Below are 24,554 nucleotides of genomic sequence, written 5' to 3'. Positions count from 1 at the left end.
ACGACTCGCCGCTCAATCGAGTTAGCTCGATCCTCCTGACGATCTGTGCTCTTGGTCACCACCACGACCCCGCTGACCTGCTGCCCATCGTGCTCTGATGACCGATTGCGTCTCACGGACACCGTGTGTCTCGTCCGACTTGGTTCTCCGGGGCCTGTGTCGGACCCTGAGCTGGATCCGGATTCGGCACCCTCCGAATCGACCCACCCCTGGGGCGGTCAGCCGCTCGATCGAACGAGAGAGCCCGAAGACCGAGACCATGCCACTGTCCACGACCGCCGCGAAGACCACGACGGGTGCGCTCGCTCTGCTCCTCCTGACGGGTTCCGTCGCGTGCCAGACCCGCGATTCCGACAGGACGGCCGCGGGCGCGACGGTCCAGCTCGAGGAGACGGCGCGGAAGGCTCCGACTGCCAGCAGGGGTGCGACACGCACGTCAGCACCGAGGACCACCGAGGCCCCCGCTCCGGTGCCGGGGGAGCAGACCGTTCCCGAGGGCAGCGCCTCGGCAGTGCCTGCTCCTCCCGGGACCGCATCACCCACCGGCCCCACATGGGCGGAGGAGTTCGACTCCCTCGATCTCGCCAGCAGCGCCAACCCCCAGGGCTTCTGGCGCGCGAACGACATCTGGCAACCGATCGACGAGGGGTACGCCGGCTTCGACGGGACGCATCCTGCGACGTGGTTCCTGAACCCGGCTCAGGAGCTCGGTGGCGCGCCGAGATCTCCCTTCACCGTGGCGGACGGAGTCCTCTCGATCACCGCCCGAAGGACCCCGGCCGAGTGGACCGACGACATGGCGCAGGCCAATCGGACCACCCCAGGCCACGCGCCGGCGTGGTCCGGGGGGATCCTCGTGTCGAACACGAGCCGCCCCGACGGCCGCTTCAGTCATGGCTACTACGAAGTCAGGGCGCGCTTCGGCACACCCGGCAGTGGCGGATGGCCGGCACTGTGGTTCTTCGCCGCCGACGGTCAGAACCCCGGGAGAGAGCAGGCCGAGATCGACCTGCTGGAGATCTTCGGTCATGCCTCGGGTCGCCCGTGGTTCATCACCCTCCACGAAGCGGCGAAGGCCGATGGGCAGATCGTCCCCGCCGCGGGGGCGTCCACACCCACCGGTCAGGTGAACGTGGCAGAGCTCTCCACCGACACATCCGGATGGCACACCTACGGCATGGACTGGCAGGAGGACAGCATCCGCTTCTACCAGGACGACGTGCTCATGGCGGAGGTGACCGGGGCCGACGCCGCCTTCTTCCGGGACGCCCAGATGTCGCTACGCCTCAACTACGCGATGGACGGCTCGTGGTTCCCGCCCGCTCAGCGCAGCGATGCCACGACTCCGGACGCGCTCACCATGGACGTCGACTACGTCCGCAGGTGGGACGGGCGCCCGGCAGCCTGATCCAGGACATCCCGAGGCAGCACGTCTCGAGCAGCAGGGCCCGCCCCTGGACCGGCCGCCAGGTCAGCGCGCAGCGACCGCCAGGCCATCCACCGACGCATCGTGGCGGCGCTGTCGACGGAGCAGTGCCCACCATGCGAGGACGACGAAGAGCAGCTCGGCGGTGAGCGTGGCGACGGCAGCACCCCACCACGAGAACATCGGGATGAGGACGACGTTGAGCAGGGCGGCTACCACCGCGGCCGCCGCGATCACGGCCACGCGATGGCCGTGGGCACCAAGACCCATCAGCCCGTTGTAGCTGAAGGCACCCAGTCCACGGAGCACCACGAGGACAGCGAGCACCTGCACCATGGGCACGGAGCCCGCATATGCGTCGCCGAGGACCGCGGGCAGCAGTGGCGCTGCGGCCACGACGACACCGGCAGCAACGACCCCGTATCCCGCCCCCACCGCCGTGTAGCTCCAGGACCGTCGGGTGTGTTCACCCCTGACGGTCGGGTCGTGCAGGAGGAACCGCCGGTGTGAGGCTGTCACCAGCGCCTTGATCGGCGAGGCAGCGACTTGCACCGCTCTGTACGCGGCTGCGTACAGACCTGCCGTGGCCGGGTCGGCCAACCGCACCATGAGGACCTTGTCCGCGTCCTCGTGCACGGAGAAGGCCAGCAGTGACGCCGCGAAAGACCCGGCGTCACGCACCTCGCGGGACGAGGGCAGTCGAGGCCACAGTCGAACGCCGTCCCACAGGCGCAGGTGGGCCAGGACGCCAGCTGCAACCAGCAGCCCCAGGACGCAGTAGGACCAGGCAACCCATTCGAGCGACAGCTCGGCCAGGACGGCGAGGAGCACGACAGACGAGGTTCTGAGGAGCAGCAGGAACAACCGGGCGACGACCGACTGACGGTAGGCGTCGAGGGCCTGCAGATATGCGGCGCCGAGGGCGACGATGCCCATGCCCACCAGTTCTGCGACCGCCAGCAGCGCGAAGACGCGCGTCGTCAGGCCCGGGAACAGCACAGGTCGTAGCAGCAGCCCGACCACGAGGGAGACGCACGTGGCCCCGAGCATGAGCGCCAGGGACCGGCCGAAGACTCCGTGCCGAGGGCGGCGATCGCGGACGATCCCCTGCATCACGAGCTGGGCGACGGAGGCACAGGACACCATGCCCAGGGTGGCGATCAGTGCCTGCGCCCCCACGAAGTACCCGTACGCCCCGGGTCCGAGACCCGTGCTGATGACGTACATGACGACGAGTCCCGAGATCATCGTCACGGCCTCGAGGGCGGACGCCCAGACGGCGTCCCCTGCCAGGCGCCTCGCACTGCGTCGCCACCACGCCGACAGTGAGCGGCCGACGATGCCGCTCACGAGCGTCGGTCCGCGGTCGGACCCGGAACGGGACCGGTCGCAGCGATCAGCGATGGACCCCCTCGAACCATGCCGCGCCGGCGGATGGAACGACGAGGCGCATCGAGGTTCGGTCGACCGCGCAGCAGCACGCCGGACAGCAGCGAGAACAGGAGCAACCCGCTGCCCGTGAACGGAGAGCTCTCCGTGAGTGCCGTGACGAGGAGGACGGCGAGCACCCCGAGCGGCCAGGCGCCGTCTGCGTCGGAATGCCGCCTGAGTGCCTGTCGAACGAGCGACAGCACGAGGATCACGAAGAGAGACAGACCGACGAGCCCGACCTGGAGGGGCAGGTCCAGGTACCCGCTGTGCGCGTAGAAGGCGTTGAAGCGCGCCTCTCGCCAGATGTCCAACGTCACGGGTGACGCCGGGTCCCAGACGCCGCCGAACCCATGGCCCTGCAGCGGCCGCTCGCCGATCTGCCGCGCGACGGCTGTCCACACCTCACGGCGGCCGGTCAGCGAGCTGTCCCGCCCGAGGAGTTCCAACGCGAGATCGGGCCGCCAGACGATCACCGCAGTCCCCATGGCGATCACCCCCGCCGCCACCACGTCTGTGACCATTCGCCGGCGGAGGGAAGCCCGCTCGGCCCGGACGGCGTGCCATCCCATGACCACCAAGCCGGCGATCGTGGCGGCGAGGGCACTGGCCGATTGGCTTCCGATGAGGAGGGCGACCGTCAGACCGATCCACGATCGTCGCCGCCACCCCTTCTCCATGTCCGACCAGAGGGTGACGATCGCGATGGCGCAGAAGAACCCGAAGCCGTTCTTGTGGGGGAAGAACCCATGCCAGCCGGGAGCCCCGTCGGCCCCCGGCATTGTCGACCAACCGGGGAAGGCGATCAACGCGAGCACCGAGGCGACGAGCACGAAGCGCACTGTCCGGCCGATCACACGCCGCGCAGCCGGCAAGCCCAGCGCCTGACCCGCCACCCAACCGACGACGAGGACCGCGACGAGATCGACCAAGCGGCGAACCGTGTTGGCCGGGTCGGCGGTCCACAGCATCGAGGCCGTGCACCAACACCCGAAGAGCGCCAGAGGGATCGACAACCTCAGTCGGCCACGCTCGTGATGCGGCATGGAGAGCACCAGCAGGAGCGCGGCCACGGGCAGCACGCGGAGCAGCCACCGGGTCAGCGTGACGTCGGACCACTGGGAGAGCAGGAACGCCGCAGCCAGCAGCACTGCTGCCGCGGAGAGTCCTGGACCGCCTCGATCACGGCCCACGACGTCCGCCTGCACGACCGCTGTCACGGGTGGTTGAGGACCACGTGCACATCCGCCTTCGCCTCGTTCTCGAGCATGTCCCAGGCCACCTTGAGGTCGGCGTCGGACTGCCCTGGCAACGGAACCACCATCACGATCTGGTCCGCGGCGCGGATGGCGGAACGGGCCGACGGTGACATCACGAGCGACGACGCGTCGATCACCACGGCGTCGAACTCGGACAGGTCGTGAGGTTGGGCCCCGAGGATGTCCGCCGCCACGAGGCGCGGATTGTCGGGGTGCTGACTCACGATGAGTCCCGGGACCGCGCCCTCGTGCCACCGCCACCCGGCGTGCTCATCGAGGTCCGGCGGCTCGACCTCGATGTCCGACACGACTGCCGCGCCCTCGCGTGAGTGCCTGGGGCGCGCGTCGAACCTGGACCGAGCGCCCGTCTGGGACCGGCTGCGCGAGAGCCCCGCTCCGCCCAGCAGCAGCGGCGATGCCCCGCCGAGATCTCCGGTCGTCACGGCCAGGACCCGCTGGCCGTCTCGGGCGAGCGTCAGGGCCAGGACCGACCAGATGGTGGAACACCCTGCCAGGGGTGCCGCGCTGCACACCGTGATCACCGTGGGCCTGATCGAGTTGTCCACCGACGCCAGGGTGAGCAGCCGCCGGGTCGGCTCCTCCACGTGCTTGAGGAATGCCTTGCCGCCACGGCTCTCGGACTGGCGGAGGTGGGGGAACACCGCGGCAACCGGGGCACCGGTCACGGACTCGACCTGGTCCCTGCTCACGACGTGGGGGCGCCGGTACTCCCGGGAGGCGGCACCGAGCACCCCGAGCAGGAGCCCCACCAAGAGCCCGCCGAGCACCGCCTGCGGCAGTCCGAGGGAGCGCGCTGATGTGACCTCTCGAGCCTCGTCGACGACGCGGGTGGCGTCTCTCAGGACTCCTGGCCCGGACAGCTGGGCGAGGTCGTCGGTGACCGCGGCCAGCTGGAGCCCCAGCGCGCTGGCCAACGGCGTCGACAGGTCCTCATCGCCCAGGCGGCCCTCGAGTTCACGAACTCGCGCCTCCAACGCCTCTCGTTGCGCCGCGAGTCCGGCCTGAGCCCCCTCCTGCCGTCTCGTCACGTACGTCGACGCGACAGCATTCGCCATGTCCCGCGCTCGAGCCGGGGTCTCCGCCCGCGCGGTGATCTCGACGACGTCCGTTCCGGTCACGTGCGACAACCCGATGGCCTCGCGCACGTCGGAGGCAGGGTGCGGCGGTTCCAGGATGGCGGCCGCCTCGGTCGCGATCGCGTGGCTCCGCAGCAGTTCCATCTCGCTGGTGACGTACCGCTCCGGATCACCGCTGAACGGCTCCTGCCCCGGAACCAGGACCGCCGTGCTGTCCATCACGAGTACCGCGGTGGCCTGGTAGCCGGCCGGGAGCAGGAGATACCAGCCGGCCGCTCCCAGCAGGGCGCCTGCCAATCCGGCGGCGATGACGGCGACCGCGGACCTCCGAATTGCATGCGCAAGGAGTTGCAATTCCACCGGAGGCCCTTCGTAGATCAATGGTCGATCGGTTTTCGTCCGACCACGCACAAACGTCCACATGCTAGTCATCGAGGTGACGCAGCCCCCGATGACGCCGATTCACCTACCCCTCGCGGGGGAGAGCGACGCCCCCTGCCCGCCGAGGCCGCGGGAACTAGGCGGCAGGTCCCTCGCGGTGGGCCTGCGGACCCGTCTCCTGGCCCGGCGCGACGGCGTCCTGGCCGGCACCGGCCCCGTCAGCCGGGCTCGCCTTCGACGTCCCGCGGTCAGCACGACGCGGACGCAGGCGGCGCTCCAGCGGAACCTCGACCACCGTGTGGAGCAGCCAGGCCGCGACGATGGCCGCCAGCAGGACTCCCGACGTCGCCAGGAACAGCGGAGCGCCGGCCAGAGTCGCCTTCTCCCACCCCAGCCGGTCCAGGGTCTCGAAGCCGGCCCGCATCACGAGGGTGTGCACGAGATAGAACGCAAAGGACCACGCGCCCAGATTGACGAGCAACCGTCTCCGGAGAACCGAGGGCCGCCCGTGGATGTCCCCCTGAGCAGCTGCCCAGACGAGGACGGTGAACGGGACGATGGTGACTGCGACGTCGCGGAAACCCGCCGGCACGTGATTGGCGGCCAGGAAGCCACCCACGGTGAGCGCGACGGCGAGCCACATGGGAGGACTCCGTCGAGCCCCCCGGACGGCCATGACCCCGAGCAGCATGCCGATCACGAACTCGAGCAGGCGCGTCACCGGGAACACCGTCACCAGCCAGTGCGCGGTCGGCCCGCCGCCGACCGCCACCGACACACTCGCCGCGACCTCGATGACGACCACGAGCACCGCGATGCCGATGAGCGCCGATCGGACCGTCCAACCACGCACGCAGCGATGCAGCACCGGGAACGCGAGGTAGAAGAACGCCTCGCAGGAAAGGGTCCAGAACACGGCGTTCGTCGCCCAGAAGACGACCTCGGACGGTGCCCACGACTGCAGGAGCGTCAGCGGCAGCAGATCCATCAGCGACGGTCGACGTCCGTCCAGCACCATCATCGCGACCGAGAGGAGCCAGGTGACGACGTATGCGGGATAGATGCGCGCGAACCTGCGCCGGTAGAAGGCCCACGAGGTGTCGTCGCTCCTGGCGGTCCAGCTCATGACGAAGCCGCTGACGACGAAGAAGAACGAGACCCCCGTCGTCCCCGCCGTGAAGACGTCGACGCCCCAGCTGTGCTGACCGAAGCTCAGCGCATGGAGAGCGAACACGGCGAAGGCAGCGAAGAACCGAAGTCCCGTCAGGGAATCGAGCCGCGGCCGGACCGCCGCCTGCTGCACCCCCGTCCCGCCGGTCCACGACGACGAGATAGGGTCGCCCCCGAGCACTGCCCCCGTATGCATTGACGCGAGGGTCGCATCCGGGGCCAGCCCTGCGAAAGCTCCCAGCGGGGTGTCCGTCGTCACCTCAGTGCGCCCCCGGCCCGTCGGCAGGCTGCCCTCCGCCGCAGAGGTCACCGCGAAGCCGACGGCGGAGTCGGTTCAGCACCCCACGCGCCCACACCGACGTCACCGGACGGAACTCGAGATCGCCGGGGCCCGACCCCCATCGCCGCGAGGTGGCCGTCGAGCTCCGCATATGCCTGCTCAGGGCTGAACAGGTGAGCGGCCGCACTCGCGGCCGCCTCCAGACCGGCGCGAGCGGCAGGGTCCTCCAGTAGGTGGACGACCCCCGCCGCAAAGGCGTCCGCGTCGTCGGCCAGCAGATATGGACGCGGTGACACCGCACCGAGCCCCTGCGCACCGACGGTCGTGGTGACGGTGGCCACGCCGTGGCACATCGCCTCCACGACCTTGACCTTCAGCCCGCTGCCGGAGCGGAGTGGTGCCACGACGACGCTCGAGGAGGCGTACTCAGCCGCGAGGTCGGCCACCTCTCCGCGGAGCACCACGTTGGCGGGGACGTCTCCGAGGCGCGCGCAGACCGTGCCTATGACATGGAGCGCGGTCGTCGGGCGGCGTCGCACAACGGCCGGCCAGCAGTTCTCGAGGAACCACGTGACCGCTTCCACGTTGTGCAGGGACCCGCTCCCCACGAAGAGGCACCGCTCTGCAGCGACCTCATTCCGACGGGTGAGCTCGAGCGGCATCGCCACCGGGGTCACGACCACGTGGGCACGAGGAGCCATCGAGCGCAGAGTCCGGGCGTCGTCCCACTGGATCGCCACGATGGTGTCGAAGGCATCCAGGTGTGCAGCCTCTTGGCTCGCACTGAAGTCGGAGGGCTGGATCGCGTGGCCGGCCGCACGGAAGCTGTCAGCTCTCTGACTGACCACGTCGTGAGAGATCAGCCCCTGGACCTTCACCGAGGCCGGCCGGCTCGCGGGCTGCGGCACGCTGAAGATGGTGTTGTAGAAGACGACGTCCGGCTGGAGTTCTTCCAGTGTCTGCATCGTCCACCGTGACGTCCCCACGGAGGGCCACGTCCCCAGGACGTGGTCGACCCCCGCAGCTGCGCGCCTCCGCGTCCGGACCCGGTCGACCTGGTTCTGCAGTGCATGGGGAAGTCGTCGGAACGAGGCCCACGCGACGTGGGACGCGATCACGGCCGGATGGACGAAGAACTGCCAGCCCAGAGCGTTCCGCAAGGCCGGCGCGTAGTACACCGCGTCCGCGGAGCGTCTCTGGAGGAGGAAACCGGTCCGACGACTCGTGACGACCACGGCGATCCGGAAGCCCTGCGCTCGATAGTGCGACACGAAGGCGTCCAGGTACCGCGAGTGGCCGGCGTTCTGGAACCGAGGCCCCTCACCCGCCACGAAGGCGATCGTGGCAGCGGAGGTTGCCCGATCGCCGACTGTCTCGCCGTACAGGACGATGGTGCGGCCCAGGAGGCCGCTGACCATCCCCAGGCTCCTGGAGGTCCGCATCAGGCCCTCGACCATGGCGGCACGGTCGCGCACCACCACTCCGGCGAGCGCCCCGAGGCACCCCGATGCGAACCAGTAGCCCGCTCGCAGGAGGCGCTGGCCAGGACGGCCGGACGGCCAGCCTGGGCGCGACCGGTCGAGCAGGCCGAGCGTGCTGCCCTTGCGGTACTCCCGCCGCAGGAGGTACCGAACGGCCAGTCGGTCCCGAGGCACCGGTTCGCGAGCGACTGCGCCCGGCTCGTAGAAGATGCGCCCCCCGCCGTCACGAGCCTGCCGGAAGAACAGTTGGTCCTCGCCCCCGGACGCCCCGAGAGCCTCGTCGAACCGCAACCCATGGAGGCAGCTGCTGTCCGTCGCCATGGCGTAGTTCCCCGTCCACGCCTCGGAGACCCACCCTGCATCCCAGTCCCCGGGGACCGAGTGGAACACGGGCCGGTCGAGCCACCCCGGTGCCTCCGCGGGGTAGTGCGCCAGCACCGGCCCCACCACGATGTCGGCGCCCGTGCGGCGAAGAGCGTCGACGAGCTGCTGGAGCCAGGTCGGATCCGGTAGCTCGTCGTCGTCGATGCACGCCAGGATCGGAGCCCTGCCCTCGGACTCGTCGAGGAGTGCGTTGCGGCCACTCGCGATGTTCCCCGCGCCGTGAGCCACGTACTCGATCCGGAACGGGGCAGCAGCGGCCCACTGGTCGACGACCGGTCGGGCCTCCAGACCCGGGGAGTTGTCCACCACCAGGACGACGACCCGCGGCGGAACGGGTCCGGTGAACTCCTGGACAGTCAACCGGTCCAGGAGCGCCCGGAGGTGCTCGGGTCTCTTGTACGTGATGATCCCCACGACGACGTCCGCATCGGCGGCGTCGGTCTCGATGACGACCATGGCCTCTTCTCTCTGTGGCTCGCAGCACGTCACACGCGCAGCCCAATCCGGTGGTGCAGGCCGAGCGGGCGACCCCGCGCAGCGGCCGGACCGGGGCGCGGGAGGTCGCTGTCGTCGCTGGGCCGGCTCGGTGCCCCCGCGGTCAACCCACTTCTGCGCCCGCCGAGCACGCTCGCCGCATCGTGCCCAAGGGTTCGCTTCCCTGCTCGAGGAGGAAGCGCCGCATCTCACGGCGCCGACGTACGGCCCCGAGCGCTTCGACCGTGTACCGCCGCCAGAGCCTCCGGGGCTCACGGAGCACGCGAATGAGCCAGTTGATCTTCAACGTGTAGGCGAATCGCGGGTAATAGCCGACGTTCGACGACTGGTCGATCCACCCACCGCAGGTGACCAGCACCTGACTGGTCAGGCCAGACGCCCGGAGGCCGAGAACGTAGTGGTCCTGGAGAGGCGCCCCGAGCCCCACGATCACGACGTGGGCCCCGGCGTCGAGCACGTCCTGGGCCATCGCCTCGGGCGACACGAGTTCCTCGAAGCCGTCCCGGGTGAGCACCACCGCGGGAGCCGAGGGCATGGCCTCGATCGCTGCTCTGGCCGCCTCGACGTTGGTCCTCGTGGAGCCGATGAGGGCAACACGGCAGCCGGCCCCCGCTGACTCCAACAGCAGCGGGAGCACCAGATCGGCGCTGGTCCGAGGCACTGTGGGGTCAACGAGGCGACGCAGGAACATCCCGTCGATCCCGACGTGGGTGAACCGCTCCACGCCGACGCCGTCGTCGATGGACCGACCGATGGACCAGTGGTTGTACCAGGTGACCGCTGCCCCTCGGCCGGTTCGCAGGCATTCGCCGAGCTCCTGCGCGAGCCGCGCCGCCCACTCGAGCTCTCCGTGCCCGCGTGCGGTCGACGGCTTGCTCACACAGTCCTCATTCCCGTTCATCCCGCGACGTGAGGCGATCACGCTGCCCTGTGACGACGCGAGGTCCCCCGCATCTGCACGGGCTCACGACAACTCCGATGCGGCTGCGCGCGGAAGCGCCCACCGGAGGCCGACCAACCGTAGATGACACGCGTCAGGAGACCTGGACGGTGACCACCGTGACGTTGTCGCGGGCTCCGAGCTTCTCGGCCTCCACGGTCAGGGCGTCCGCCACGGCGCCCGGGGAGCCGCCGGACGACACGACCCGGGCGATGCTCTCGTCGTCCAACTCTCCGGTCAGCCCGTCGGAGCAGGCCACGAACAGGTGGCCGGGCACGATCGGGGTCAGCGCGATGTCGGGCTCGCTTCGCCCACCGACCCCGAGAGCGCGGGTGATGATGTGCCGCTGCGGGTGCGTGGCGGCGGTCTCGTCGGAGATGTGACCGGCGTCGATCAGCTCCTGCACCACCGAGTGGTCGGTGCTGAGCTGCTCCAACTGTCCGTCGTGCCAGCGGTACACCCGCGAGTCGCCGACGTGGAACACCGCCCACTGCGGCCCGTCTCCCCCGTCGACGAGGGCGACGCCGGCCACCGTCGTCCCGGCGCCGCCGGTCGCCGGTCCCTTGAAAGCGCGGATCTCACCGTCGGCCCGCTGGAGGGCCAGGCGGATCCGCTCCACCGTGGTGGTCTCGGCACCGGTCAGGGCCTGCAGTGCCTCGATGACGGCGGCCGCCGCGGCCGCTCCGCCGGCATGACCACCCATGCCGTCGGCGACGGCGAAGATCGGCGGGCTGACGAGGTACCTGTCCTGGTTGTCCTCGCGTTGACCTGTCGCGGTCGCCGCGCCCCACGTCAGCTCGACCGGCGCCATCCACACTCCACAACACGCATCGACGACAGGGCGACCCGCGGGAAGGCAGGCGCGACGAGCCTAGAAGGTCTCAGGCCAACCGGCAGGACACGTGTGAACAGCGCGGGGACGCGTCGCGCCGGCGGGCGCCCACAATGGACGTCGATGCAGCGCCTCCGTTCCCGATCCTTCGCCGCCGGGATCCTCCTGAGCCTGGTCGGCGCCTGCTCCAGCAGCGGACCGGAGAGCGCGAGCACCGCCTCGGCCAGCCCCACGACCGCCGAGCCCAGCCCGACACCAGACCCTCTGCACCAGCAGGTGGACGCCGCACTCGCGGGCCTGGACCGCCGACGTCAGGTGGCCCAGCTGATCGTCGCCGGTGTCCCGCTGAGCGACCTGTCCCCCGCTGACGCCCTCGTCCGCGACCTCGGGGCCGGCGGGATCTTCCTGGCGGGCCGCAGCACCGTCCCCGCCGGCGAGTTGGCCGCCACCACGGCGCGGTGGACGGAGGCGGCCGGCAGCGCCCCGCGGCCGTGGGTCGCCGTCGACCAGGAGGGCGGCGCCGTCCAGGCCCTGAGCGGCCCGGGCTTCCCCGAGCTGCCGTCGGCCGTCGACCAGGGTCGGCTCCCTCCGCCCGACCTCGCCGCCCTGGCCGACGGGCTCGGCACGTCGCTGGCCGCCGCCGGCATCACGGTCAACCTGGCGCCGGTGGTGGACGTGGTCCCCGCGGGCACCGAGTCCGACAACGCACCGATCGGCGCCCACGAGCGCCAGTACGGCAGCACCGCGGCCGACGTCGTCCGCGCCGCCGGCGCCGTGGTCGACGGCCAGGACGCGCACGGCGTCACCGCCACGCTCAAGCACTTCCCCGGGCTCGGCCGGGTGACGGAGAACACCGACGTCGCCGCCGTCACGGACACCGTCACCACGCGGGACGACGAGCAGGTCGCCGCCTTCGGCACGCTGGCCGGCTCGCCGGCCGAGCCGTTCGTGATGACGTCCTCGGCGGTCTACACGCTGATCGACCCGGCCGCACCCGGCGCCTTCTCCCCCGTCGTCGTCACCGACGTCCTCCGCGAACAGCTGGGCTTCGACGGGGTCGTGATCTCCGACGACCTCGGCGCCGCCGTGGCCGTGCAGGACGTCCCGGTGGGGGAACGGGCCGTCCGCTTCCTCGCCGCGGGGGGCACGCTGATCCTCACCGTGGACGCCGGCACGGTGCCGGAGATGGTCGACGCCGTCCTCGCGCGGGACGCGAGCGATCCGTCGTTCGCCGACCAGGTGGACGCCGCCGTCCGGACCTCGCTCACCGCCAAGGCGACCGCCGGCCTCCTCCCGCCGGCCTGACGGGTCGGCCGCCCCGACGGCGGACGAGCGAGCACGGCGGCACCGATCCCCGGCAGTACCGCTACCGTCGCCCGGTGCTCCGCTGGCTGTTCGCCCTCGTCGTGGCCGGCATCGTGTCGGCGTTCGCCTTCCTGCTGATCACCGGCGACTACCTCAACGAGGGGCGGGTGCTGTTCCGGCTGACCGAGGACCACGGGATGCACCAGGGCGACATCTTCGTCCTGTGCGGCTGGGCGGCCGCCCTGCTCTCGGAGATCGGGCTCCTGGTCACGACCGGGAAGCGCTGATGACCTCAGCGGCCGCGCACACGATCCAGGATCGACCGCGACCGGCGGTACCTGGCACAGGTGCACAGCGCGCAGTCCGTGCCGCGGCGGTAGTGCTCGTGCGCCATCTTCCCGTGGCCACAACCGCCGCAGGGCGGTCCCGTAGCGGGGGCCGGACTCACCGGCTCACCGACCGGGCGGAGCCGGGCAGCCGGGACCGCCGTGGCCGCTTCTGGCCTCGGTTCCTCACCCGGAGCATGCACCGCAGGGGCCCTCTCACACATCGTCACCCGGGGGCGTCCGTGGACGCCGTGACCGTAGGCGCAGCGTACTGCCTGGTCAATGCGGGCGACGCGGCGGACGTATCGGTTCTGGAAATCAGACACCCGCCGTCGCGTGCCGTCACCAGCGCCGTCATCCTCGCCCGAGTTTCGATACTCGACCGGTCGTCATTGGTCACGCAGGGTGAGACACGGCCAGGTGGCTTCCGATAGGGGGTAGCAGGTCCCTTGCCCTCACGGCCGACCGGTCGGAAGGTCCACCCGTGGCCGCCAGCCGGAACGCCGCCGTTTCGTCGGGCGTTCCGTGCGCGCAGCACCCGCCACAGCAGCGACCCGGCGGACGGGACGCCGCCGCCCGTGCGTCGGCACGCGACCGGGCCTGGCGCACCCGGGTGCTGGTCGTCCTCGCATTCGTCGCGGCGCTGTGGGCCGGGCTCGCCTTCCTGTCCGGCTCCGCGCAGGCCGCTCCTGACGGGCCGTCGCCCACGACCTCCGATGCAGCCCACGAGGACCGGCAGGAGGCCGAGCCGTCGGCGCCCTCGGACGAGGAGTCCTCGCCGACGCCGGCCCCCGAGAGCACGTCCGAGCCCTCGTCGTCCGGGGACCCCGGCGCCGAGACGACTCCGCCCGCGGACGACCGGCCCACCCAGCCCGAGGTCCCCGGACCGCCGGCCGGTGACACCGAACCGACGGAGCCGGATCCTGGCACCGCCGAGGAGCCGTCGGCGCCCGATCCCCTCCCAGGCAACACCCCGGCGGCCGGCCCCGCCGACCCCGGCGGCGCGCCGGAGGACCCCGTGGAGCCGGGCCTCCCGCCGGTCGCCCCCGACGAGGAACCGGTCGAGGAACCCGCACCGGTCACGCCGCCCGAGTCCGAGGCCGAGACCTCGAACCCGGGCACCACCGACCCGGGCACCACCGACCCGGGCACCACCGACCCGAGCACCACCGACCCGGGCACCACGGAGCCGGACCCCACCGAGCCGAGCCGCACCGACCCGGACGCCACGGTCCCGCCGGCACCACCCGCCCCCGGCACCCCGGTCCTGCCCCCCGGCGACACCTCCGGGTCCGGCCCCACCGACTCGGACGGCACCGCGGAGGAGCAGCAGGGACCGGATCTCCCGCCGGCCGCCCCCGCTCCGGATCCGGACCCGGTCGGCGAACCCCCACCCGTCACGGCACCGGAGGCCGGCTCCCCGGACCCGAGCACCCCGGACCCGAGCACCCCAGGGCCGAGCACCCCGGACGCCAGCACGCCGGACGCCAGCACGCCGGACGCCAGCACGCCGGAGCCGAGCACCGGGGCGACGGGCACGCCGGTCCTGCCCGCGCCACCCGCCCCCGACGCGACCGCGGGGGAGCAACCCGCGCCGCCCCCTCTCCCCCGGGATCCCCCGGGCGATCCCCCCGCGACCGATACGGCCGAACCGGGCACCGTCCCAGAGCCGGTCGAACCGGTCCTCCCGCCGGCCGCCCCACCCCCGGACCCGGTCCAGCAACCACCGCCTCCAGCACTCCCGCCGTCCGCCGTGGACGACGTCTCCGACGTCGCGCCGGACCCGCCGGAGGCGCCCACCCCGCTCGAGCCGGCCCCACCGCCACCGCTCCCGGCGCCGCAGCCCGTGGCCGCCCGGGACCTCGAAGGCCCCGCGGTCCAGGCCGCTGCCCCCGTGACGGACGCCCCCGCCCAGTGGGCCACCGCCGACGCCTCGACCACCCCACCCGTCGTCCTGCCCACCGAGCCGGCGGGACAGCCGCCGGCCGTCGTCGCCCAGCCCACCGCCCAGCCCACCGCCCAGCTCACTGAGCCCACTGAGCCCGCCGAGACCGCGGACGTCGCGGAGACGTCCACCGCGGCCCCGCCGCCCGCCCCCGCCGACGGAGCCGGCACCGCCGCCTCCGAGCCGGCGCCGGGCGCCGCACCGCTCTCCGATCCCACACTCCTCGCGGTCGCGCTCACCGCCGGCCAGGGCGACCACCTCGCGGGACTCCCCGGGCCGGTCCTCACGGTCACCGCTCTCACCTGCGTCACGACGGTCGCGGCCGGCGACGTCCTCGACCTCCGGGAGCAGGACGGCAGACCGGACGGCACACTCCGCGGCACGGCGGCGGGATCGCTTGCCTCGACCACGAGCCACGCCAGGCTGGCCGCGTCCAGCGACACGGGCACGAGCCCGCTCGCGCCGGCCCAGCCGGCCCGACCCGTCGGCCAGCCCATCGCACCCCCGCCACCGCCCGCTCCCACGCCGACCTCGGCCACGTCCGGTGGCGCCACCGTCTACAGCACCGTTCAGACCCGGGACCGGTCGCAGGAGTACGCGGTCGTCGACGTCCCGCAGATGGCGGCCCTGGCCCGGACGTGGATGCGGATGACCGCCGACCTCTCCGCACGCGTGCTCGGCAGCCCCGCCGCGCCGGGGGCGCGGCCTGGCTGAGGCAGGTGCCCGTCACCTCGGCCCCGGTGAACCAGGTCTCGCGACTCTCCGCAGCGCTCTGAGCACGGCCACGCACACGGCCCGCTGATCTCGGGGCGCCGACGTCCTCGGCACCTCTCGCTCGACGCGCCACGCGCGCACTCTTCCCCAAGGGATCGTCAGATGAGGCATCCCCGCGTCCGCCCCCGTACCCCCACCCATCCACGCGGAGGACAACCCACCGGGCACCCCTCCGGCCCGATCGCGGCAGGCGACCACCGGACCGGACGGCGGTCCGCCGACGTCCGGCACACGAACGGTCACCCGGCCGGCGCGGATCCCCGCCCGGCTCCCGACCGGCCGTGGCGAGCGGCGCAGGCCGGCCGCCCCGTCGCCGGCGACTGGCTGTGCGCCCTGGGCCCCACCGCGGCCTCACGGCTGCTCGACCCGACCCCGCCGGACCCCGGCGCACCGTTCTGCTGGCCCTGGGCGGCCCTCACCCTCCCGTCGGTGTGGGTCCTCACCCTGGCAGCCACCGGCGGCTACCGACGGCGCAGGTTGCGGCGGGAACGCGTGGCCGTCAGGCCGGTGGCCGTCGCCGGCACCGTGTTCCTGGGCCTCGTCGCGGTCCTGTGCGGCCTCGCGCCGGGGCCGACGAGCGCGGTGACCGTGGCGGTGGTCCCGCCCATGGCCGCCGTGCTCACGCTGCTGTACCGCCGCGCGTGGCGACGCCGGGCCCGGAGCCGCCGGGCCGCCGAGCGGCACCCGCACGTCAGCCGGGCACCCTTCGAGGATCGACTGCTGGCGGCCCTGATCATCCTGCTGGCCCTGCCCGTACTCGTGGTCGCCGCGATCGCGGTGCGGGCGAGCGGCGGGGGTCCGGTCTTCGTCCGGGAACCGCTGACCGACCACGACGGCCGCCGCCACCCGGTGCTGAGGTTCCGGACGACGGTGAGCGCGCCGCTGGCGAGGGGTGACGCGTCGGTCGACGTGCGCCTCACGCCCGCGGGACGACTCCTCCACCGGCTCGCGCTCGACGACCTGCCCCGCCTGCTCGACGTCGTGAGAGGGGAGGTGCGACTCCTCCCCCGTCGGACCGGGGGCACCGTCGGCAACCCCGGATCGTTATGGAATCGCCACCCAACGTCCAGCTAGTACGATGACGCTGGGGCTCGTACAGCTGCCTCCTCAGTCGCCTCCGCCCGGCCGCTCAGTCAGGAGCCGACACCTCGGGTGTCACACACGAGGCGCTGACCAGAACCCTTGGGGGTAGGGCTCATGAGCTGGTGGTGGATCGTCGCCATCGCCTGGTGCGCCCTCGCCCTCCCGGTCGCCCTGCTGACCGGCTACCTCGTCCGGCGGATGGACGACGCGGAGGACCGCCTGTCGCAGCTGAGCCCCCCGGACGACCCCGGCGTCCGGTCGCCCGGAGAACGCGCCGGGGCCCCGACCCGGTCCGCGCAACGCTGGTGCCGACGCCTCAGGACCACCTCGTCTCGCCCGTCCGGGGACCTGCAGACCGACGGCCTCGTCGGCGGCGGGGACGCCGAAGCGCAGGCCCCGAGCAGCGAGCGCCCGACGCGGCGCGGCAGACGACGAGCTGGACGGGCGCCGAGGGGCACCCGCCGGCCGTCGGCGCACGACAGATAGTCCCCAGGCGGTCGATCCGTCAGCCGCCCTGTCCCTCCGGGAGCTGCCCACCGGGCGCCTCGGACAGCCGGGCGATGTTGTGGGTGTCCAGGAGGGGATCCGGCTCGCCCCGGACCACCTGCCCCACGGTCTGCAGCGCGATCCGCACGTCCAGGGCCAGCGTCCACGTGTCGATGTAGTGGATGTCCTGCTCGATGCGCTCGGGCCACGGGATGTCGTCGCGCCCGTTGACCTGGGAGTACCCGGTGATCCCGGGGAGCACCTCGAGACGGCGCCGCTCGTGGTCGGTGTAGTGCCGGGCCTGCACGGGGATGTCGGGACGCGGCCCCACCAGGCTCATCTGGCCGACGAGCACGTTGACCAGCTGCGGCAGCTCGTCGAGGCCGGTACGGCGCAGGAAGCGGCCGCTCCGCGTGATCCGCGGGTCGTCCTTGACGACTCCGTACGGGTCCTCGGTCACGCCGAGCTCAGCTCCGACCCGGACGGCGTCGTCGACCATCGTGCGGAACTTGAGCATCGGGAACTCGCGGCCGCCCTTCCCGACGCGCGGCTGCACGAAGAGGACCGGCGGTCCGGCGTCCACCAGGATCCAGAGGGACAGGCCCGCGAGCACCGGCGAGAGCACGACCAGGAGGACGGCGGCGAGAACCCGGTCGGCCAGCCACTTGACCGCTCGCTGACCCGCGCGCCGACGGCGGCGCGGCGGTCGCGGCGCGCTCCTCCCGATCCCCCTCACCTCACCGGCCTCGCCGCCACGGCGGGAAGAACCCGCTGGTCGACCCGGTTCCCGCGAGTTCCCGGTACCGATCCGGGTCGTGCACCAGCTTGGCGACGTGGAAGGGCAGCGCCGGGGTGCTCGGGTCGAAGCGGTGCTTGAACACGAACAGCGAGGACGCGGAGTCGCCGCCCACGCCACCGCCGAGGTGGAAGCGGGTCGTGCCCCGGGCCTGGGCCCACTCGGCAGCCGCGAGGAAGCACCGGTTGGAGGCGCCGATGGCGCGGGCGGCATCGGCGGAGGCACCCAGGTGGTAGTGCAACCACGCCCCCTCGGAGCAGCAGAGCAGCGCCGCGACGAGCTTCCCGTCGAGCCGCCCCTCGACCAGCACGACGCCGAGCCGCTCGGCGTCGGTGAGGAGCGCCTCCCAGTAGGCGTCCGGGAAGAAGTAGTACGCCTCGGCCCGCTGGCGCCGCATGGTGACGTCGTACAGCGCGCGGAACTCGTCGAGCCGTGACGGCCGGCGGACGACGACCTCCAGGCCGGCACGGTCGGCCTTGCGCACCGCACGCCGGTGGTGCGGGTGCATGGCCGACAGGAGGTCCCGTCCGGGTCTGACGTCCCACGAGACGGTGCACCCCCGTTGCTCGAGGTCACCGCCCCGAGGGACGAGGGAGGCGTTGCCGAGCAGCGGGTGCAGGCGCAGGAACGTCGTCACGACCTCGTTCTCGCGCGCCCACGCGTCGAGGGCCGCGCCGAACGCGGCCGCCGCCTGCGGAGAGGTCGCCACCGGGCCGCCGTAGCCGTAGGCACTGGTCGCGTCCCATCCCCCGCCCTCCGGGAGGGGCCGCAGCAGCAGGGGGAGCGCCACCTCGCCGTCGGGGTGGACCTGGTGGAGGAGGACCGGTCGGGTGCCGGCGGGCTCCAGCAGCGCGGACACACGGTGGTGGGCCAGCCGCGTGTAGCTGTCGAGACCGCCCAGCCGGCGGACCAGCTCGTCCCAGTCGGCCTCGGGGACGACCCGCACGCCGGCCGCCGACACGGCGGGGACGGGTCCTGGGCCGGCTCCCTCGATGACGTCCACCCCGTGGAGGCTATCCACCGGGACCCTGGACCGGACCGGTTCGTGCCGCTGGATCGTGCGCTCCCGCGCCGGCACGAGGAGTCTGGTCCCCGTGCCGGCTCCCGCGACCACCAGGCGCCGTCGACCGGCTCACCGTCTCCTACGCTGGGTCCTCGGTGCCGTGCTCGCGCTGACACTGGCCGCCGTCGTGCTCACCCACGCCATCCTGTTCCCCCCGGTCGCGGACGACGCAGCCTCGTCCGAGGCGGTCGCCCTGCTCGCCGGGTCCCCGACCGATCGCCTGCCGAGGGCTCTCCGGCTGGCGGAGCAGGGTGGCGGCGTGCTCGTCGTGTCGGCCGCCGGCGGGGCTGCCAACGCGCCCGCGCGAGCGCTGTGCCGCGACCCCGGGGACCTCGAGGTGTACTGCTTCCGGCCCTCTCCCCCGGACACCCGCGGGGAGGCCCGCGCCATCGGTCGCCTGGTCGAGGAGCACGGGTGGTCCCGCATCACGGTGGTGACGAGCACGTACCACCTGGCGCGGGCCGGCCTGCTCGTCCGGCGGTGCACCGACGCGGAGGTGGTGATGGCCGAGGCCGAGCCGTCCATCCCGGTCGGCACCTGGGCGCGTCAGCTCCTCCACGAGATGGCCGGCTTCGTCGAGGCGACCCTCCACCGGAGCTGCTGACCTCTCTCCTGGGCGTCTCGTCGTCGAGCCCGAGGTCGGCGAGGTCCACGGCGAGCTCAGGTCGTGCGAGTGAGGCTCCCGGTGTCCGCGGAGGCGCCGTTGTAGGCGATGGCCACCCGCCCGACACCCGTGCCCGTCAACCCGCTCGCGTTCCTGAAGGGCATGAAGCCCCGCACCTCGGCGTAGCACTTCGTCCCTGGGACGACGGCGAGCAGGCTCTCGACCGTCGCGTTCGTCGTGATGACACCGTCGACGAGGACGACGACCTGGGCAACCGTGGTCCCTGCCGTGCCGAACTCCAGCAGCCAGTCCACGGCGCCGTCGGCCTGCTCCTCCAGGACCAGGTTGCTCAGGCGCACGGTGCCGGGAGCCCACCACCGGATGACCGTGTTGTCCGCGGCGGCGGCCGTCCCCGGAGACCAGACGATGTTCTCGACCACCAGGTTGGCGGGGTTCGCCCCGTTCCCTCCCTGGCAGTTCGCGAGCCGCCGCGAGGTCTCCACCCGGGCATCCCGGTAGGCGATCACCCCGGTGCCCTCGTAGTAGAGAGCGACGTCGGCACCGGAGCCGTTACCCCCGTTGATCGAGACCCGGTTGACGTTGTTGACGTGGAAGAGGCGGCGCACCGCCACACCCGTGCAGTGTTCGTACTGGTGGTTGAGGACGTTCCCCGCCCTGCCACTGCCACTCAGGAACGCGGCCTGGTAGAGGCTGGCGTCGTCCGATCCGAGGCTCCAGGCCCCGGCGACCGCACAGTCGACGACGCGGACGTCTGACAGGTCGAAGTTCGCCGAGTTCAGGCCGAGCGTGATCCCGTACTTGAACCGGAGGTCCTCCACGAAGATCCGCTCGAGCACGGCGTGCGAACCCCAGGCGGTCGCCCGCGACGGCATCCAGTCGAGGGCCAGGGCACTCCCCGTGATCGTCGCCGTCCCGGCGGTCCCGTCCCCGGTGAGGCCGATGTCCCTGATGACGATGGAGGGGCAGCCGGTCACGTTGATGCCCTCCGTCCGGGTACCGGAGACGCGGATCCTCGTCATGCGCGGCCCCGCGCCGATGATCTGCAGCCCGAGGACGGCCTTGACCACCAGTGCCGAGGTGGTCAGGTACGTCCCGGGCCCGATGTAGACGGGCCCCAGCGCGTCTCGGATGGGTGACGGCTCCAAGCCTGCCGGACCACCGCAGGCCGCGTCGATGGCCGCCTGCAGTGCTGCCGTGTCGTCGGTGACGCCGTCACCGACCGCCCCGTACGCGGAGGCGTTGAAGACGCCGGACCGGAGCGCGGCGATCTCGTCCTCGACGTCCTGATGGGTGATCGGCGGCCAGGCCATGTCGGGTCCTCTCACGAGCGCTCAGGAATGTGGACCGGGCCACGTGTCCGAGCCGCGCCACGGGGCGGCAGCCCGCCAGTCCGCCGGGGGCGGGTTCGGCCGGACCGGTTCGGGATCCCTCCCGACGACGGCGAGACCGAGCAGCCCCACCCCCACCACACCGGACCAGCCGAGGAGCTGGCGACGGGACAGCTCTGCCATGCCCGATCTCCTAGACACGGGGGACGCCCCGGCAGTCCCGTGGCGCTCACGAGGAGCGTGGGAGTGGTGCTCAGCTCGACGGGCCGCGAATCGTAGCTGGGTTCCACGGCCCAGGGGGCGGATCGTCCACCCCGACGGACGGAAACGCCGGAGTCCCCCGAGGCGGCCGATCCCGGAGGGCGGTGTCCGGAGCGACGGCCGGCGCCGTCGACGTCACCTGTCCTGGACCGGCCGGTCACGAGGACAGGACGGCCTGGACGTAGGTGTCCACGGACGCGGACAGCGTGCGGTGCCGACCGATGTCCCGCGAGGCGGCCCCCAGCCGCGCGCGGTGGTCGGGGTCCTGTACCAGCGCGGTCAGGGCCTCGGCGAGGGCGGCCACGTCCCCGAAGGGATAGCGGAGCCCGTTGCGCCCCGGCCGCACGTCGTCGGAGGGGCCCCAGCTGCCGATCCGATCGGAGACGAGCACGGGCAGCCCGGCGTAGACGGCCTCGGCCACCGCCAGCGGGTGCGGATCGGTCGAGGAGGGGTGGACGACGAGGTCAGCGCCCACGTAGGCCGCCATGAGCTCGGTGACCGACAGGAATCCAGGGGTCACGACGCGCACCCCCAGGCGCTCGGCCTCCGCTCGGATGAGGGGGGTGTCCGGGCCTCCGCCGGCGAAGACGGCCACCGTCCGGTCGCGACAGGGCGCCGGCAGCAGGCCCACGGCGCGCACGACGTGCGGGTGGGCCTTGTGAGGCACCGACTTGCCGACCGTCAGCGAGACGACATCGCCCTCGCCGACCTCCCAGGAGTTCCTGACGCCCTGCCGCACCTGCTCCCGCTCCGCCAGGACCCGATTCATCAACTCGCTGTCGATCGGGATCGGGCTGCGGTGCAGTCGGCGCTGGGAGACGCCGTAGTGGCGGTAGTAGCGCTCGTTCTCGTCACCGATGGTGAGGAACCCGGTGGGCAGGCGCAGCAGCGCCCGGACGTACACCGCCTTCACGGCCCGCTGCGCGGCGCTCCGGGGGGTGAGCAACTCGCTGTCGGCCACCATCAGCGAGCGGACCCTCCGTCGTCGCGCCCAGTACAGCGCCTGGCGCGACACGACGCGGCTGTAGCCGTACACCTGGACGACGTCGGGCGAGAAGGCCTCCAGTCGCTCTCCGAGGCGGGGGCTGGCTGCGTTCTCGGTGACGTCGCGGGTGTCCGCGCCGGGCAGGAACTCGTGCTCGAAGCCCTCGGTGACGTCCGAACCCCACGTGATCTCGCGACCGAAGGCCGGGTCGTAGTACACCCGTTTGCCGGCGTCGGAGGCGAAGAACACCTTCAGGTCCAGCCGGCCGTCCGCCGTCAGGGCGCGGTAGAGGGGACAGAAGTGCTGGATCGGGTGCGAAGCGACGACGGCGACCCGGGGACGAGGCGACGGACGGACGTCCGGGCCCATCAGGCGGCGGTCCCGGCTCGGTCGAAGACGCACACCGGGCCCCGCCTGTCCACCAGCCGGAGCCCGCGGGCGCCTGCCAGCTCGACGAGTCGGCGGACCGGGACGGGTCGTCCGTCGACCTGAGTGTCGTGCAGCTCGATGATCAGCTGTCCGATGCGCCGGCACTCCTCGTCGTGGAGGAGGAAGGAGGCCTCCGCCCCCTCGATGTCGCTGATCACCGAGACGTCCTGCATGCCGCGCTCGTCGAGGAGACGCCCGAGGGTCGTGGCCGGCACCTCGATACCGTGGGGGGCGTCCACGGGCTCCGCGATGCGAGAACCATCGGTCGTCTCACCGAGCGACAGCGTCGCCCTGGGTGGTTGTCCGGGCCCGACGATCGCGGCGTGGACCAGCTCGAAGTCCGCACCGCTCGCCCTCAGGTTGGCGGCGAGGAGACCGAGCAGCCTCGGGTTGGCCTCGACGGCGACGTACTGCCTCCCCCGGTGGAGGACCTTGGCGGCATGGCGGGAGACCGCGCCGATGCTGGCTCCCAGTTCGATCACATCGCGATCCGGGCGGAGGTACTTCTTGACGAAGCGCACCTCCGCGCTCTCGTAGAACCCCCAGAACAGCGACGCCTTCGTCTTCAGCTGGACCTCGGAATGGCCGGTCAGAACACGCGCACCGCGGTGTGGCACGTTGTCGCGGAAGGTCGTCGCAACCACCTTGCCGATCCAGTCCGAGCACAGCGAACGTGCGACGCGGACCTTCAGCGCAACGATCGGACTGGTCACACCGCATCACCGATCCTCGGCCCATGGGGTCGTGAACCTACCGCTCGCGGAGCCAGGGGCAGGTCGTTCTCCACCCCGCACCGCCCCGGCGGTCGCGACCGGCCCGAACAGGCCGTTCCCGGCGCTAGGGTCCCCCCGTGAAGGTCGTCACCGTCGTGGGCACGCGACCGGAGATCATCCGCCTCTCACGGGTCATCGCGCGGCTCGACGAGGCCTTCGAGCACGTTCTCGTGCACACGGGACAGAACTGGGACCACCAGCTCAACGGCGTCTTCTTCGACGAGCTCGGGCTGCGCCCGCCGGACCACGTCCTGGACGTCGACACGTCGAGTCTGGGATCGGTTCTCGGGGACACCCTCAGAGGGACCGAATCGGTGCTGAGGAAGGAGATGCCCGACGCCTTTCTCGTCCTGGGAGACACGAACAGCGCCATCTCCGCGGTGATGGCGAAACGGATGCGCATCCCCACCTTCCACATGGAAGCGGGCAACCGCTGCTTCGACGAGAACGTCCCCGAGGAGACCAATCGACGGCTCGTCGACCACGTGGCCGACTTCAACCTGGTGTACTCGGAGCACGCGCGGCGCAATCTCCTCGCCGAGGGGATCGAGCCGCGGCGCATCATGCACACCGGGTCCCCGATGCGGGAGGTCCTCGACCACTACCGACCCGCCATCGACGCCTCGGACGTGCTCGAGCGCCTGGAACTCGAGCACGCCGGCTACTTCCTCGTCAGCGCGCACCGCGAGGAGAACGTCGACCCACCGGAGCGGCTGCGGGCCCTCCTCGAGTGCCTCGTGACCGTGCGGGACACCTTCGACCTGCCGCTCGTCGTCTCCACGCACCCCCGGACCAGGCGCAGGCTGGGGCAGCTGGACGGTGTCGCCGCCCTGAGCGGCATCCGGTTCCACGAGCCGTTCGGTTTCCACGACTACAACCACCTGCAGCTGCACGCCCGCTGCGTGCTGTCCGACAGCGGGACCATCAGCGAGGAGTCCTCGATCCTCGGGTTCCCGGCAGTCACGCTGCGCTCGTCCATCGAGCGGCCGGAGGCCCTCGACACCGGCTCGATCATCACCGTCGACCTGGACACCGCCACCCTGGTGGCCGGCATCCGTGCCGCCGTGGCCGATTCCGGGACGACCGTCGCCCCGCGGGACTACGAGGTCACCGACTGCAGCATCCGCGTCCGCAACTTCATCCTGTCCACGACCAGGCAGCACGCCGCGTGGGCCGGGCTCCGGTGAACGACGACCGACGAC

19 protein-coding genes are annotated in these 24,554 nt (G+C 72.1%); 7 read left to right on the top strand and 12 right to left on the bottom strand.

Features of this window, described 5'->3' with window-relative positions; all coding sequences use genetic code 11:
• Positions 1-469 precede the first annotated feature (469 nt).
• The gene (locus MY520_RS00280; protein ID WP_436688907.1) at positions 470-1,408 is read left to right on the top strand and encodes a glycoside hydrolase family 16 protein; all 939 of its coding nucleotides are present in this window, start codon (positions 470-472) and stop codon (positions 1,406-1,408) included.
• Between the two features lie 63 nt (positions 1,409-1,471).
• Here MY520_RS00280 and MY520_RS00275 read toward each other — a convergent pair whose 3' ends face one another.
• The 7 genes from MY520_RS00275 to MY520_RS00245 form a co-directional block, all read right to left on the bottom strand.
• On the bottom strand, positions 1,472-2,776 hold the full coding sequence (locus MY520_RS00275; protein ID WP_436688905.1) for a lipopolysaccharide biosynthesis protein: 1,305 nt from the start codon (positions 2,774-2,776) through the stop codon (positions 1,472-1,474).
• Positions 2,773-4,005: an O-antigen ligase family protein gene (locus tag MY520_RS00270; RefSeq protein WP_436688903.1), complete on the bottom strand. Its 1,233-nt coding sequence runs from the start codon at positions 4,003-4,005 to the stop codon at positions 2,773-2,775. The genes MY520_RS00275 and MY520_RS00270 overlap by 4 nt, the downstream gene beginning before the upstream one ends.
• 65 nt (positions 4,006-4,070) lie before the next feature.
• Positions 4,071-5,621, bottom strand: coding sequence for a hypothetical protein (locus tag MY520_RS00265; RefSeq protein ID WP_436688901.1), 1,551 nt, complete (start codon positions 5,619-5,621; stop codon positions 4,071-4,073).
• 106 nt (positions 5,622-5,727) lie between these two features.
• On the bottom strand, positions 5,728-6,894 hold the full coding sequence (locus tag MY520_RS00260; RefSeq protein ID WP_436688899.1) for an acyltransferase family protein: 1,167 nt from the start codon (positions 6,892-6,894) through the stop codon (positions 5,728-5,730).
• 173 nt (positions 6,895-7,067) lie between these two features.
• The gene (locus tag MY520_RS00255; protein WP_436688897.1) at positions 7,068-9,362 is read right to left on the bottom strand and encodes a glycosyltransferase; all 2,295 of its coding nucleotides are present in this window, start codon (positions 9,360-9,362) and stop codon (positions 7,068-7,070) included.
• 142 nt (positions 9,363-9,504) lie between these two features.
• Complete coding sequence (locus MY520_RS00250) at positions 9,505-10,281, bottom strand: WecB/TagA/CpsF family glycosyltransferase (protein ID WP_436688895.1); 777 nt, start codon at positions 10,279-10,281, stop codon at positions 9,505-9,507.
• Between the two features lie 154 nt (positions 10,282-10,435).
• A complete protein-coding gene (locus tag MY520_RS00245) occupies positions 10,436-11,152 on the bottom strand; it encodes a PP2C family protein-serine/threonine phosphatase (RefSeq protein ID WP_436688893.1) in 717 nt (238 codons plus the stop codon).
• Positions 11,153-11,296: 144 nt separating this feature from the next.
• On the opposite strand from MY520_RS00245, the gene MY520_RS00240 reads away from it, so the two are divergent.
• The 4 genes from MY520_RS00240 to MY520_RS00225 all read left to right on the top strand — a co-directional run bounded on the left by MY520_RS00240 (position 11,297) and on the right by MY520_RS00225 (position 16,597).
• A complete protein-coding gene (locus tag MY520_RS00240) occupies positions 11,297-12,478 on the top strand; it encodes a glycoside hydrolase family 3 N-terminal domain-containing protein (protein WP_436688891.1) in 1,182 nt (393 codons plus the stop codon).
• Between the two features lie 74 nt (positions 12,479-12,552).
• Positions 12,553-12,765, top strand: coding sequence for a hypothetical protein (locus tag MY520_RS00235; protein ID WP_436688889.1), 213 nt, complete (start codon positions 12,553-12,555; stop codon positions 12,763-12,765).
• A 523-nt stretch (positions 12,766-13,288) separates the two neighbouring features.
• Positions 13,289-15,463 carry a hypothetical protein gene (locus MY520_RS00230; RefSeq protein WP_436688887.1) on the top strand — a complete coding sequence of 725 codons (2,175 nt, stop codon included), beginning with the start codon at positions 13,289-13,291 and terminating at the stop codon, positions 15,461-15,463.
• 162 nt (positions 15,464-15,625) lie between these two features.
• Positions 15,626-16,597: a sugar transferase gene (locus MY520_RS00225; protein WP_436688885.1), complete on the top strand. Its 972-nt coding sequence runs from the start codon at positions 15,626-15,628 to the stop codon at positions 16,595-16,597.
• Positions 16,598-17,111: 514 nt separating this feature from the next.
• Here the strand turns inward: MY520_RS00225 and MY520_RS00220 are convergent.
• Both MY520_RS00220 and MY520_RS00215 read right to left on the bottom strand, forming a co-directional pair.
• Complete coding sequence (locus tag MY520_RS00220; protein ID WP_436688883.1) at positions 17,112-17,828, bottom strand: sugar transferase; 717 nt, start codon at positions 17,826-17,828, stop codon at positions 17,112-17,114.
• A gap of 1 nt (position 17,829) precedes the next feature.
• Positions 17,830-18,891, bottom strand: a complete 1,062-nt coding sequence (locus MY520_RS00215) for a GNAT family N-acetyltransferase (protein WP_436688881.1) — start codon at positions 18,889-18,891, stop codon at positions 17,830-17,832.
• Positions 18,892-19,051: 160 nt separating this feature from the next.
• Here MY520_RS00215 and MY520_RS00210 point away from each other — a divergent pair, with 160 nt between their 5' ends.
• Positions 19,052-19,555 (top strand): ElyC/SanA/YdcF family protein, encoded by a 504-nt coding sequence (locus MY520_RS00210; protein WP_436688879.1) that lies wholly within the window; start codon positions 19,052-19,054, stop codon positions 19,553-19,555.
• 56 nt (positions 19,556-19,611) lie between these two features.
• Here the strand turns inward: MY520_RS00210 and MY520_RS00205 are convergent, their stop codons facing one another.
• The 3 genes from MY520_RS00205 to MY520_RS00195 all read right to left on the bottom strand — a co-directional run bounded on the left by MY520_RS00205 (position 19,612) and on the right by MY520_RS00195 (position 23,292).
• The gene (locus MY520_RS00205) at positions 19,612-20,886 is read right to left on the bottom strand and encodes a glycosyl hydrolase family 28-related protein (RefSeq protein ID WP_436688877.1); all 1,275 of its coding nucleotides are present in this window, start codon (positions 20,884-20,886) and stop codon (positions 19,612-19,614) included.
• A 436-nt stretch (positions 20,887-21,322) separates the two neighbouring features.
• On the bottom strand, positions 21,323-22,519 hold the full coding sequence (locus MY520_RS00200) for a glycosyltransferase family 4 protein (RefSeq protein WP_436688875.1): 1,197 nt from the start codon (positions 22,517-22,519) through the stop codon (positions 21,323-21,325).
• The gene (locus tag MY520_RS00195) at positions 22,519-23,292 is read right to left on the bottom strand and encodes an FkbM family methyltransferase (RefSeq protein WP_436688873.1); all 774 of its coding nucleotides are present in this window, start codon (positions 23,290-23,292) and stop codon (positions 22,519-22,521) included. Before MY520_RS00195 ends, MY520_RS00200 begins: the two co-directional genes overlap by 1 nt.
• Positions 23,293-23,429: 137 nt before the next feature.
• Between MY520_RS00195 and wecB the strand changes: the two genes are divergently transcribed.
• Positions 23,430-24,539: a non-hydrolyzing UDP-N-acetylglucosamine 2-epimerase gene (wecB, locus tag MY520_RS00190; RefSeq protein WP_436688871.1), complete on the top strand. Its 1,110-nt coding sequence runs from the start codon at positions 23,430-23,432 to the stop codon at positions 24,537-24,539.
• Positions 24,540-24,554: the final 15 nt, after the last annotated feature.

It is taken from the genome of Geodermatophilus sp. CPCC 205506 (genome assembly GCF_051383635.1).
Classification (GTDB): domain Bacteria; phylum Actinomycetota; class Actinomycetes; order Mycobacteriales; family Geodermatophilaceae; genus Geodermatophilus.
The sequence above is the reverse complement of the archived record's forward strand: the minus strand, read 5'-3'. Positions and strand labels throughout refer to the sequence as shown.